This is a genomic window from Segatella copri (assembly GCF_009494835.1).
GTDB lineage: Bacteria > Bacteroidota > Bacteroidia > Bacteroidales > Bacteroidaceae > Prevotella > Prevotella copri_F.
Map to the genome: position 1 here is coordinate 1 of NZ_VZBE01000089.1, position 12,417 is coordinate 12,417.

Annotated in this window: 10 protein-coding genes and 3 tRNA genes; 11 read left to right on the top strand and 2 right to left on the bottom strand. The window is 43.5% G+C overall.

Translation table 11 applies throughout. The features are described from left to right. Nucleotides 1-65 precede the first annotated feature (65 nt). From F7D47_RS13920 to F7D47_RS13930, 3 genes are all read left to right on the top strand, one after another. Nucleotides 66-139: transfer RNA gene (locus tag F7D47_RS13920), tRNA-Arg, on the top strand. Nucleotides 140-175: 36 nt separating this feature from the next. Then, nucleotides 176-249 (top strand) — tRNA-Arg (locus F7D47_RS13925). A gap of 13 nt (nt 250-262) precedes the next feature. Beyond that, nucleotides 263-335: transfer RNA gene (locus F7D47_RS13930), tRNA-Lys, on the top strand. Between the two features lie 210 nt (nt 336-545). Here the strand turns inward: F7D47_RS13930 and F7D47_RS13935 are convergent. Then, a complete protein-coding gene (locus tag F7D47_RS13935; RefSeq protein ID WP_022120708.1) occupies nt 546-695 on the bottom strand; it encodes a hypothetical protein in 150 nt (49 codons plus the stop codon). A 48-nt stretch (nt 696-743) separates the two neighbouring features. Continuing rightward, entirely contained in the window at nt 744-1,691 is a 948-nt protein-coding gene (locus F7D47_RS13940; protein ID WP_022120709.1) for an RluA family pseudouridine synthase, read from the bottom strand. Between the two features lie 230 nt (nt 1,692-1,921). Between F7D47_RS13940 and F7D47_RS13945 the strand changes: the two genes are divergently transcribed. The 8 genes from F7D47_RS13945 (at nt 1,922) to F7D47_RS13980 (ending at nt 12,322) form a co-directional block, all read left to right on the top strand. Next, complete coding sequence (locus F7D47_RS13945; protein WP_119237344.1) at nt 1,922-3,538, top strand: ABC-F family ATP-binding cassette domain-containing protein; 1,617 nt, start codon at nt 1,922-1,924, stop codon at nt 3,536-3,538. Between the two features lie 142 nt (nt 3,539-3,680). Beyond that, nucleotides 3,681-4,301: a nucleotide exchange factor GrpE gene (locus F7D47_RS13950; RefSeq protein ID WP_022122109.1), complete on the top strand. Its 621-nt coding sequence runs from the start codon at nt 3,681-3,683 to the stop codon at nt 4,299-4,301. Nucleotides 4,302-4,384: 83 nt separating this feature from the next. Continuing rightward, nucleotides 4,385-5,548, top strand: a complete 1,164-nt coding sequence (gene dnaJ / locus F7D47_RS13955; RefSeq protein WP_153085507.1) for a molecular chaperone DnaJ — start codon at nt 4,385-4,387, stop codon at nt 5,546-5,548. A gap of 100 nt (nt 5,549-5,648) precedes the next feature. Beyond that, nucleotides 5,649-6,887, top strand: a complete 1,239-nt coding sequence (locus F7D47_RS13960; RefSeq protein ID WP_153085506.1) for a bifunctional folylpolyglutamate synthase/dihydrofolate synthase — start codon at nt 5,649-5,651, stop codon at nt 6,885-6,887. A gap of 112 nt (nt 6,888-6,999) precedes the next feature. After that, nucleotides 7,000-8,085: an aldose epimerase family protein gene (locus tag F7D47_RS13965; protein WP_006846772.1), complete on the top strand. Its 1,086-nt coding sequence runs from the start codon at nt 7,000-7,002 to the stop codon at nt 8,083-8,085. Between the two features lie 252 nt (nt 8,086-8,337). Continuing rightward, nucleotides 8,338-9,663 carry an MFS transporter gene (locus F7D47_RS13970; protein ID WP_006846773.1) on the top strand — a complete coding sequence of 442 codons (1,326 nt, stop codon included), beginning with the start codon at nt 8,338-8,340 and terminating at the stop codon, nt 9,661-9,663. A gap of 98 nt (nt 9,664-9,761) precedes the next feature. Next, entirely contained in the window at nt 9,762-10,922 is a 1,161-nt protein-coding gene (galK, locus tag F7D47_RS13975) for a galactokinase (RefSeq protein ID WP_153085505.1), read from the top strand. Nucleotides 10,923-11,134: 212 nt separating this feature from the next. After that, the gene (locus F7D47_RS13980; RefSeq protein ID WP_153085504.1) at nt 11,135-12,322 is read left to right on the top strand and encodes an aldose epimerase family protein; all 1,188 of its coding nucleotides are present in this window, start codon (nt 11,135-11,137) and stop codon (nt 12,320-12,322) included. Nucleotides 12,323-12,417 lie beyond the last annotated feature (95 nt).

A 12,417-nucleotide genomic window follows, 5' to 3' on the forward strand; every position in this document is an offset into this window, starting at 1 on the left:
GCAACTGACTCTTAATCAGTGGGTCTAGGGTTCGAATCCCTAAGGGTGTACAAAAGATAAGAATTGGCTCCGTAGCTCAACTGAATAGAGCACTTGACTACGGATCAAGAGGTTCAAGGTTTGAATCCTTGCGGAGTCACTCTCCTATCAAAGCTTCACTGAAATAAATGGTTTTGGCTCCGTAGCTCAACTGAATAGAGCACTTGACTACGGATCAAGAGGTTCAAGGTTTGAATCCTTGCGGAGTCACTAACAAATAGTTGCACCCTTAGCTCAGTTGGTAGAGCAACTGACTCTTAATCAGTGGGTCTAGGGTTCGAATCCCTAAGGGTGTACAAAAAGAGCATTTCTTTATAGAAATGCTCTTTTTTGTTTTATATTTCTCCCTACCATTTCATATCACCTTTAAATATCACTTTATATCTCTTTAAATATCACTATAAAAAAGTTGCAGCCATCCAAAGTTTACACTCAGACAACCGCAACCAATTTACCAATCAAAAATATCTAAAATCTTATCCCGTCATCATCATACAACTCTGCCATCAACAGAAGAGCCAGTAAAGAACTGCCAGCACGGCTATCATAACAACAGCCACCATTGCTTTAATCATGCAGGTAGCCACCTTCTTTAAGACAAACAGTCCTACAACAAGGACTACCAATACCAGCGCATAATATCCAAAATCATTCATATCACATTATTATATAGTATAAACTACCAATCAGTATTCATCACCCTATTAACGATCATTCTTTAATGCCCTGCGGAATTCAGCCGGTATCGGAGTTTCAAATTCCATAGGCTGATGCGTTACGGGATGATAGAAACACAGTACATAGGCATGCAGGCACAAGCGCTGGCATGGATCATCACCATTACCATACTTAATATCACCACACACCGGATGCCCCATATCAGCTGTATGAACACGAATCTGATTCTTACGGCCCGTTTCGAGTTTGAACTCCACCAGAGAATGAGCCGTTGTACGCTCTAATGTATGGAAATGGGTAACAGCATACTTGCCGCCATTATCCGTATCACTACTGTAAGTAATATAAGCCTTGTTATCTTTCAGCCAGTTGGCAACGGTACCTTCATCTTCTTCCATCTCTCCGGAAACCAGAGCTACATATCTGCGGTCGTACACATTATGATGCCAATCATCCTCCAAAGCCAACTCCGTCTGCTTATCTTTGGCATAAATCATCAAGCCTGATGTATCACGGTCCAGGCGGTGTACTACATGCGCCTGGCAGTTCTGGCGAGTCTTATGAAAATAATCATCAAGCACCGTTTTCACATTCAAAGTAGAATGACCGGCTGCCATACTCAAGATACCAATGTTTTTCTCGACAACAATCAGATATCTGTCTTCATAAACAATCTTAAGGTATCTGCTTTTAAATACCTCCTGATTCTTCTTTGTCTTGCTCACACTCACCTTCATACCCGGCTTCAGGGCATAATCAAACTGGGTAATGGTTTTGCCATTTACCTTGATTCCTCTACCCTGCAGAGTCTGCTTCACCTTAGTCTTGCTAGGTCCCTTCACATTCTCCATCAGCCATTCCAGCAACGGAGCAGGCTTTTCTACCTTATAATGCTCATATTCATTTGGGTTTCCGTAGCCATAAGCATTATTGGTGTGCTTATTAAAATTTCCTTTTCTATTTTGTTGTCTCATATTGTTATCGATATCATTTTCTTAACATGAAAAACACAGAATCAATGCTGCATTTTCTCCGTTTCAGCCTACAAAAGTAAGACTTTTCTGCAAAATAACAAAAAGCCACCATGTTTTTAACTAAAAATTAGTAACTTTTGCCAATAAATCATTGTGTTTCAAATATTTTTTTGTAATTTTGCAGCAGAATTAAAGATATAATCAGAATAAAAGATATTTAGGAACAAATAATGATTACAGTACAAAATCTTGCGATCCAATTCGGAAAGAGAGTGCTTTACAAGGATGTAAACCTCAAGTTCACTCATGGTAATATTTATGGTATCATCGGTGCTAACGGTGCCGGAAAATCTACTTTCCTCCGCGCTATCAGCGGCGACCTTGAACCAAACAAGGGTACAGTAGAAATGGGGCCAGGCGAGCGACTTTCTGTCTTGGAACAGGACCACTTCAAATATGACGATTTCCGCGTGATGGATACCGTTCTGATGGGTCATCAGCCATTATGGGAAAACATGAAGGAGCGCGAGCGCCTCTATGCTAAGCCAGAGATGACAGAAGAAGATGGTAACCTCGCTGCTGAGTTGGAGCTCAAGTTTGCAGAAATGAATGGTTGGGAGGCAGAAAGCAATGCCGCACAACTTCTGCAGAACCTCGGCGTAAAGGAAGACCGCCACGACAAACTCGTAGGTGAACTTTCAAACACAGAGAAGGTGCGCGTGATGCTGGCAAAGGCACTCTTCGGCAACCCAGACAACCTCCTTCTCGATGAGCCTACCAACGACCTCGACCTCGACACAGTTGAGTGGTTGGAAGAATATCTCAGCAACATTGAACAGACCGTACTCGTAGTATCTCACGACCGTCACTTCCTCGATGCTGTAAGTACCCAGACCGTAGATATCGACTTCGGTAAGATTACGATGTTTGCAGGTAACTACTCTTTCTGGTATGAGAGTTCTCAGTTGGCTCTCCGCCAGGCTCAGAACCAGAAGATGAAGGCTGAAGAGAAGAAGAAGCAGTTGGAAGAATTCATCCGCCGATTCTCAGCTAACGTTGCCAAGAGTAAGCAGACTACATCCCGCAAGAAGATGCTGGAGAAACTGAACGTCGAAGAAATCCGTCCTTCAAGCCGTAAATATCCAGGCATCATCTTCCAGATGGAACGTGAGCCAGGTAACCAGATTCTGGAGGTAGAGGGACTGAAAGCATGCGACGAAGACGGAACAGTGCTCTTCGACAATGTAAACTTCAACATAGAAAAGGGCGAGAAGGTAGTATTCCTTTCTCACAACCCTAAGGCGATGACCGCACTCTTCGAAATCATCAACGGCAACCGAAAGGCTGACGCAGGTGACTACAAGTGGGGTGTTACTATCACAACAGCTTATCTCCCACTCGATAATACAGAATTCTTCCAGAGCGACAAGAACCTGGTAGACTGGTTGAGCCAGTATGGTCCAGGCAACGAAGTTGCCATGAAGGGTTACCTCGGAAGAATGCTCTTCAGCGGCGAAGAAGTACTGAAGAAGGTAAATGTCCTCTCCGGAGGTGAGAAGATGAGATGTATGATTGCACGCATGCAGTTGCAGAACGCCAACTGCCTGATTCTTGATACACCAACCAACCACTTGGACCTGGAGAGTATTCAGGCATTCAACAACAACCTGGTAGGTTTCAAGGGCAATATCCTCTTCTCTAGCCACGACCACGAATTCATCAACACCGTGGCAAACCGTATCATCGAGCTCACTCCATCAGGCACCATCGACAAGCTCATGTCTTATGATGAGTATATCTACGATGAAGCTATCAAGGAGCAGAAGGCTAAGATGTACGGATTCTAAACAGAAAGTTATTCTGCTGTTTTAAACAGCAACCACAAATTATCTTATAATTTAATAGTGCCAATTCGATGAGAATCGGGTTGGCACACTTTTTGTCAAACAACCAATAACAAGAATTATCATGTTTAAAAAATTTAAGACTATGTCAAAAGAAAAAGAAATCAATATAGAGGACGGAAACGTTCAGGAGACTGTTCAGAACGAAAATAATGAGCAGACAACTCAAAATGAAAATACTGAGGAAAATCAGAATACTGACAACAAGGCAGAAGAAGGTGACAACAATACAGACGCTGCTGACAAGAAGGCAGAAGAGATTGATCCTTTAACAAAAGCACAGCAAGAGGTAGAGGAACTCAAGAAACAGTTGCTCTATAAGACTGCCGAGTTTGAGAATTACCGTAAGCGTACTCTCAAAGAGAAGGCAGAACTGATTTTGAATGGCGGCGAGAAGACTGTAGCTGCTATTCTGCCTATTCTCGACGACTTTGAGCGTGCCATCGCTGACAAGAGCGAAGACCCTAAGGCTATCAAGGAAGGTGTCCAGATGATTTTCAACAAGTTCGTAAAGACACTCGAAGGTCTTGGCGTAAAGAAGATTGAAACCAACGACAAGGATTTCGATGTAGATTTCCACGAGGCTATTGCTATGGTTCCGGGAATGGGCGATGACAAGAAGGGAAAGATCATTGACTGCGTCCAGACAGGTTATACGATGAACGACAAGGTGATTCGCCATGCCAAGGTAGCTGTAGGTCAGTAAGAAAGAAATATCAAGGTTATTTTTCAAAATCCAGAACATTCCATTAGAATTCTGCAAGAAAATTCAATATTTGAAATAAGCAAATGGCTAAGAGAGACTATTATGAGGTGCTGGGCGTAGACAAGTCGGCATCAGAAGACGAAATAAAGAAGGCGTATCGAAAGATAGCCATCAAGTATCATCCAGACCGCAACCCTGGCAACAAAGAGGCGGAAGAGAAATTCAAGGAAGCTGCCGAAGCTTACGAAGTTCTCCACGATGCCCAGAAGCGCCAGCAGTATGACCAGTTTGGTTTCGACGGTCCACAAGGTGGATTCGGCGGATTCGGCGGTGGTGCCAGCATGGACATGAACGACATCTTCTCTATGTTTGGAGATATCTTTGGCGGACACGGCGGTTTCAGCGGCTTTGGTGGCGGCGGATTCGGTGGCGGCTCACAGAAGCGGGTTTACCAGGGTGGCGACCTTCGCGTAAGAGTAAAACTGACTCTTCAGGAAGCAGCAACAGGTGTTACCAAACGCTTCAAGATTCGCAAGGATGTAACTTGCTCTGCATGTCACGGAACAGGTTGCGAAGGTGGTGCCCAGCCAGAAACATGTCCGGAATGTCATGGAAGCGGCTATGTCTTAAAAACGGTGCGCAGTATGTTCGGCATGATGCAAACTCAGGCTGCCTGTACAAAGTGTGGCGGTGAGGGAACTATCATCAAGAACAAATGTAAGGAATGCGGTGGCGACGGAATCGTGAAGGGCGAGGAACTCGTAGAAATCAATATTCCTGCAGGTGTCGACAACGATATGGTTGTTACCGTTGAAGGAAAGGGTAACCAAGGCAAGCACAATGGTCTCTACGGAAACCTACAGGTAATGGTAAGCGTAGAAAAGAACGATGATTTCGAGCGTGTTGGTCAGGACTTATACCATAATCTTGTTCTTGACTTTGCAACTGCCACTTTGGGTGGCGAGGTAGAAGTCCCTACCTTGGATGGCAAGACGAAGATTAAAATAGAACCTGGCACACAACCTGGCAAACAGATTCGTTTGCGTGGCAAAGGTATGCCGGCTATTAAGGGATATGGTTATGGTCGTGGTGATATTATCGTCAATATTACCGTTTTCGTACCTACCTCTCTGACCAAGGAAGAAAAGGAACTTGTTGTGAAATTCAAGGAATGCGATAATTTCAAAGCAGATAATGCAGAGAAGAAATCTCTCTTTGAAAGTTTCAAGAATCTCTTTAAAAAATAAACAGTAAAGAGCAATCCCCGAAGAGGGCGAACTATCTTCGAAAGAACGGTTCGCTCTTTTCGGGGATTATCTGTATATATAATAAGGTATAACATATAACATGAATTATCAAGAAACTGTTGAATATCTTTTCACCAGCACGCCGGTTTTTGAAAAGATTGGAGCCAAGGCATACAAACCTGGGCTTGATACGATGTATAAAATGGATGAACACTTCGGACATCCTCATAACCAATATAAATGTATCCACATTGCAGGAACCAACGGAAAAGGTTCATCATCCCATACCCTTGCTGCAATCCTGCAGAGCCAGGGCTATAAGGTCGGCCTGTTCACATCTCCACATCTTGTAGATTTCAGAGAACGCATTCGCGTAAATGGTGAGATGGTAAGCGAAGAGTATGTAATCAACTTTGTAGAAAACAACCGGAAATTCTTCGAACCGCTACATCCTTCGTTCTTTGAACTGACCACCATGATGGCATTTCAGTATTTTGCAGAACAAAAGGTAGACTTTGCCATCATCGAAGTTGGATTGGGAGGAAGACTGGATAGTACCAACATCATCACTCCTATCCTATCCGTTATCACGAACATCAGTTTTGACCACACCCAATTCCTCGGGAATACACTCGGCGAAATTGCAGGCGAAAAGGCGGGTATCATCAAGCCTCAGATTCCTGTCGTTATTGGCGAATGGAACGAAGAGACCCAACCTGTGTTCATCAAAAAAGCCCATGAGCAGAATTCTCCTATCCATTTTGCACATACAACTGACGCAGACACGAACTTCGAACTGAAAGGCAACTATCAGAAAAAGAACTTCTGCACCATATCCGCAGCCGTAGAATGCCTGAAGGAAGAAGGAATAGAAATCAAAGATGAAAGCATAAAGAACGGCTTCGAACATGTATGCGAGCTGACAGGCTTACGTGGCAGATGGGAAAAACTCAACGAGCACCCTCTCACCATCTGTGATACGGGACATAACCTTGCCGGATGGGAGTATCTGGAACCTCAGATTGCATCCGTCAAAGCCGATACGAAACATATTGTCTTCGGAATGGTTGACGACAAAGATGTAGAGCATGTAATGGGACTATTAGAAAAGTTGCCAAAAGAAAGCACGATTTTCTATTGGACACAGCCATCAACCAAAAGAGCGATTCCTGTAGACAAATTATACGGATACGCACAAAAGCACGGCTTAAACGGAACATGCTATCAAACTATCGCACAGGCATTTAACAAAGCAAAAGCAAACGCAAAAAAAGATGATTTTATCTTTATTGGCGGATCAAGTTACGTCGTTGCCGATTTGCTATCAGAATCGTTTTAGGATTTTTTAAATCAAAAAGTTCATAAAATATTTGTAATACTCATTTTTTTTTAGTTACTTTGCAGTACATTACTTAAACCAAAGTAAGGTAACTAAAAAAAAGTGAGATATTATGAATACAGAACCAGCAAATAAGTGTGGTTTGAAAAGAGAAGATTTTCAGACCACAGTGAATGGCAAGAAGACTGATCTCTTCGTGTTAAGAAACAAGCAAGGCAACGAAGTTGCAGTGACTAACTATGGTGGAGCAGTCGTAGCCATCATGATGCCAGACAAGGATGGCAACTATGCCAACCTCATCCAAGGCCATGACAACATACAGGACGTCATCAACTCACCAGAGCCATTCTTGAGTGTGCTCATCGGTCGTTATGGCAACCGTATTAAAGAAGGCAAGTTCATACTTCACGGCAAGGAGTATCACTTGGCATGCAACGATGGTCCCAACCACCTGCATGGTGGACCTACAGGTTTCCACACCAAAGTTTGGGATGCAACCCGCATGAGTGATAGCGCTGTCGTGTTGAAATACACGAGCCCTTATGGTGAAGAAGGCTTCACTGGTGAGTTGACAGTTTGGGTAGCTTACACATTGACCGACGACAATGAGTTCGTTATCAAGTATCAGGCTACAACCAACAAGACAACCATCTGCAACCTGACACACCACGCTTTCTTCTCAATCCAGGGTATTGCTAATCCTACCCCAACAGTTGACAATATCATCTGTGAGGTGAACGCAAACTACTATCTCCCTATCGATAAGTATTCTATCCCTACAGGTGAGATTTTGAAGGTTGAGGGCACACCATTCGATTTCCGTACACCAAAGCCAATTGGTCAGGACATCAATGCAGACAACGAGCAGATCAAGAATGGTCAGGGCTATGACCACAACTATGTATTGAACAAGACAGAAGAAGGTGAGTTGAGTTTCGCTGCCCGTATAAAAGACCCTGTAAGCTGCCGTACCATGGAGGTTTATACCACAGAACCAGGTTTGCAGATGTACACAGGTAATTTCCTTGCAGGTATCTCAGGACAGTTTGGTGCAACATTCCCACGTCGCAGTGCTGTCTGCTTCGAGGCACAGAAGTTCCCAGACACTCCAAATCACACCTATTTCCCAAGTTGCAGATTAAATCCGGGTGAAACATACACCCAGAAGACAATCTATAAGTTTGGAATTGACAAATAAATCAGAATAAATCATGGAGCAGGTACTCTAAACAGCACTTGCTCCATTTTCGCGCTTGAATGACAAACCCCATCCAGCGCGACAACAATCTTAAAGAGAAGTCTTAACGTCTTTAAAGAAGAAACAACCTCTTAGAAGAAAAGAGTAGCAACCTCTTTACCATAAAAGAGAATCAATAACCTCTTCAAAAAGAATATAAACAAGCTTTTCGCAAATAATAATAACAAATAACAATATCAACTATCAAAAAAAATGGAAAACCAAAGTAAAAATGGCAATATCATCGCCATTATCACGATGATGTTCCTCTACGCCATGATTTCGTTCGTAACGAATTTGGCTGCTCCTATCGGAGTTATTTGGAAAAATGTATTCGCTGACAGCGGAAGTGCTAACATGATCGGTATGTTGGGTAACGCCATGAACTTCTTGGCTTACCTCTTCATGGGTATCCCTGCAGGTAAGTTGCTCACCAAGATCGGTTACAAAAAGACCGCCCTCACCGGTATCGCTACCGGATTCGTAGGCGTGCTCATCCAGTTCCTTTCAGGTAAGTTCGGTGCCGACATCTCAGGCTTCGCTGTTTACCTCTTCGGTGCGTTCATCTCAGGTTTCGCAGTTTGTATTTTGAATACTGTTGTAAACCCAATGTTGAACCTCATCGGTGGTGGTGGTAACCGCGGTAACCAGTTGAACCTCATCGGTGGTACATTGAACAGTTTATCCGGAACTTTAACCCCAATGCTCGTAGGTGCCCTTATCGGTACTGTTACTGCTAATACCAAAATGGTAGATGTGAACCTCGTGCTTTACATTGCCCTTGCCGTATTCGCAGCAGCATTCGTTATCTTGAACTTCATCCCTATTCAGGATCCAGAGATGGGTAAGACTACAGACAAGACTGTATTCGAGCATTCACCATGGGCTTTCCGCCACTTCAACCTCGGCGTTATCGCAATCTTCGTTTATGTAGGTGTTGAGGTAGGCATTCCTGGAACATTGAACTTCTACATTTCTGATACAACAGCAAATGGTGGTGGTTTCATCAATGGTACAGCCTTGGCAAATGCAGCAGCTATCGGTGGTTTCGTTGCAGGTACATATTGGCTCCTGATGCTGGTTGGTCGTCTTTGCTCTAGTTTTATTGCTGACAAGGTATCTAGCCGCATGATGATGATGATTGCCAATGGTGCAGGTATGATTTTTATCGTCCTCGCCGTACTTCTCGGCAAGTCAACAACAGTAGAAATGCCTGTATTTACAGGTACATCATTCCAGATGGTAACAGTGCCTATCGCTGCCATGTTCCTGGTACTCTGCGGTCTCTGCACATCTATCATGTGGTCTTCAATCTTCAACCTTGCTACTGAGGGTCTTGGCAAGTATACAGCCCAGGCTTCAGGTATCTTCATGATGATGGTAGTAGGTGGTGGATTGATGCCATTGGTACAGAACTTCATCGCAGACAATGCTGGCTATATGGCCAGCTACATTGTGCCTCTCATCTGTATGGCATACATGTTCTTCTATGCTGTAGCTGGTTGCAAGAACATCAACAAGGATATTCCTGTTGATTAATAACACGAAATAAATTAGCCCTAAGGCATATATAGTCTTGGGGCTAAATCATATAATCAAATCTTTAGTAAAACAACACAACAAAAACTTAACTAATTATGGATATTGAAAAAGTAAGAAGCCGATTCATCAAGCATTTCGATGGTAAAACAGGTAACATCTACATGTCACCAGGTCGTATTAACTTGATTGGAGAGCATACCGATTATAATGGTGGATTTGTTTTCCCAGGTGCAGTAGATAAGGGTATCATGGCAGAAATCCGTCCCAACGGAACAGATACCGTCATGCTCTACTCTATCGACTTGAAGGACCGTGTAGAATTCAAGGTTAATGATCCTGAAGGTCCTCGCGCTTCATGGGCACGTTACATCTATGGTGTTTGCCAGGAGATGAAGGCATTGGGCGTTGACGTAAAGGGTTTCAATGCAGCATTCTATGGTGATGTGCCTCTCGGTGCAGGTATGTCTTCTTCTGCTGCTCTTGAAAGCTGTTTTGCTTTTGCTTTGAACGACCTTTTCGGTGACAACAAGGTTTCTAAATGGGATCTCGTTCTCGCTGGTCAGGCTACAGAGCACAAGTATGTAGGTGTTAACTGCGGTATCATGGACCAGTTTGCTTCTGTTTTCGGCAAGGAAGGTAAGTTGATGCGCCTCGATTGCAACAGCCGCGAATTTGAATACTTCCCATTCGAGCCTAAGGGCTATAAACTCTGCCTGGTAAACTCTAAGGTTAAGCACGAGCTGGCAGGTTCTCCATACAACGACCGTCGCAACTCTTGCGAAAATGTTGTTAAGCACATTGCAGCAAAGCACCCAGAAGCTAAGTTCGAAACTCTCCGTGATTGCACATGGGAACAGTTGGAAGAGGTTCGCGCTGAGGTAGGCGAAGAGGATTACAGCCGCGCTCACTTCGTATTGGGCGAGAAGGACCGCGTATTGGCAGTCTGCGATGCTCTTGAGAAGGGCGACTACGAGACAGTAGGTCAGAAGATGTACGAGACTCACTACGGCTTGAGCAAGGAATACGAGGTAAGCTGCGAGGAACTCGACTTCTTAAACGATATTGCTAAGGAGAACGGTGTTACTGGTAGCCGTATCATGGGCGGTGGCTTCGGTGGCTGCACCATCAACCTGGTAAAGGACGATATCTACGACAAGTTCGTTGAGGACGTTACAGCTAAGTTCACAGCCAAATATGGTCATGCTCCAGAGATTTACCCTGTAATCATCTCTGAGGGTTCTCACAAGGTTTGCTAATATATACATTATATTATAATATAAGGAACTGCAGTTAGTATTTGCTAACTGCAGTTTTTTTTGTCCCAAATAAGACAAAAACAGGCGTTTTCATACAAATAGTGTTAAAAAGACACTTTAGAAGAAAAAAAGTTAGGGAAAACTCTTGCAGATTCGAAATAAAATTGTAATTTTACACCCAAAATGAATAGACAATAAAAAACAGCCTAAAAATGAGTACATTTAAGACCCTATTTATGGGAGTTGGTTTTGCGGCTATCGCTACCCTCTCAGCTTGTTCATCAAGCAGCAATGCAAGTCTCACACAATCTGGTTTGAATCCAGCAGATTTCGATTCAACAGTATTGGGCAAGAAGACTGAGTTAGTAACTCTCAAGAATGCAAACGGCATGGAAGTTTGCCTCACCAATTATGGTGGACGTGTCGTTTCCATTTCCGTTCCAAACAAGGACGGAAAGCCAACAGATGTGGTTCTTGGTTACGATAATATCCATCAGTATGCTGACACCCTTAACTCTCCTTCAGATTATGGTTCTTCTGTAGGACGTTATGCCAACCGTATCAAGGATGCTAAGCTTTCACTTGCTGGTTCAACATACCAGTTGAAGGCAAATGATAATGACAACTGCCTGCATGGTGGTGGTGCTACAGGATGGTTGAACCAGGTTTACGACATTACAGAGAAGAACGACTCATCCGTTACCTTCACTATCAATGCGAAGGATGGCGAGAATGGTTTCCCTGGCAACGTAACAGCAACAGCTAAATATACAGTCAAGAGTGACAACACACTCGACATCGAGTTTGGCGCTACAACAGACAAAGAGACCGTTGTCAATATGACCAACCACAGTTACTTCAACTTGAATGGCGATCCATCTAAGGAAGGTTTCGATCAGGTAATGTACATCAATGCAGATAAGTTCACTCCTGCAGATTCACTTTACATCCCAACTGGTGAAATCAAGAGTGTCGAGGGAACCCCTATGGATTTCCGTAAACCTGCAGAAATCGGCAAGAAGGTTGATTACAACTTTGATCAGATTAAGAATGCCACAGGTTACGACCACAACTGGTGCTTGAACACATATAAGAATGGTAAGGGCGATGACAAAACAGTTTGCGCAAGCCTCTACTCACCAAAGAGCGGTATCCTTCTTGAAGTATTTACCAACGAGCCAGGCATTCAGGTTTACACCGGTAACTTCCAAGGCACAGGTATCGCCTGCAAGCATGGCATCAAGTATCCTAAACACGTAAGCGTTTGCTTCGAGAGCCAGAAATATCCTGATTCTCCAACCAAGATTACTCAGGGTGTAAAGGATTGGACAGATGCCACATTGAAACCAGGAGAGAAATACTATTCTCACCTCGCTTACAAATTCAGCGTTAAAAAGTAAGCGTAAGTTAGTTTAAAAGTTAGCGAACCGGCGGATAAAGTCCGCCGGAACAGCTAACATCCAACAAGAAGTTTTTGCAATGACAAAAAACGAAA

Excerpts from the sequence above, each read along its gene's own strand:
- F7D47_RS13935 (WP_022120708.1), bottom strand. The coding sequence starts at position 695 with ATGAATGATTTTGGATATTATGCGCTGGTATTGGTAGTCCTTGTTGTA.
- F7D47_RS13940 (WP_022120709.1), bottom strand. The coding sequence starts at position 1,691 with ATGAGACAACAAAATAGAAAAGGAAATTTTAATAAGCACACCAATAAT.
- F7D47_RS13945 (WP_119237344.1), top strand. The coding sequence starts at position 1,922 with ATGATTACAGTACAAAATCTTGCGATCCAATTCGGAAAGAGAGTGCTT.
- F7D47_RS13950 (WP_022122109.1), top strand. The coding sequence starts at position 3,681 with ATGTCAAAAGAAAAAGAAATCAATATAGAGGACGGAAACGTTCAGGAG.
- dnaJ (WP_153085507.1), top strand. The coding sequence starts at position 4,385 with ATGGCTAAGAGAGACTATTATGAGGTGCTGGGCGTAGACAAGTCGGCA.
- F7D47_RS13960 (WP_153085506.1), top strand. The coding sequence starts at position 5,649 with ATGAATTATCAAGAAACTGTTGAATATCTTTTCACCAGCACGCCGGTT.
- F7D47_RS13965 (WP_006846772.1), top strand. The coding sequence starts at position 7,000 with ATGAATACAGAACCAGCAAATAAGTGTGGTTTGAAAAGAGAAGATTTT.
- F7D47_RS13970 (WP_006846773.1), top strand. The coding sequence starts at position 8,338 with ATGGAAAACCAAAGTAAAAATGGCAATATCATCGCCATTATCACGATG.
- galK (WP_153085505.1), top strand. The coding sequence starts at position 9,762 with ATGGATATTGAAAAAGTAAGAAGCCGATTCATCAAGCATTTCGATGGT.
- F7D47_RS13980 (WP_153085504.1), top strand. The coding sequence starts at position 11,135 with ATGAGTACATTTAAGACCCTATTTATGGGAGTTGGTTTTGCGGCTATC.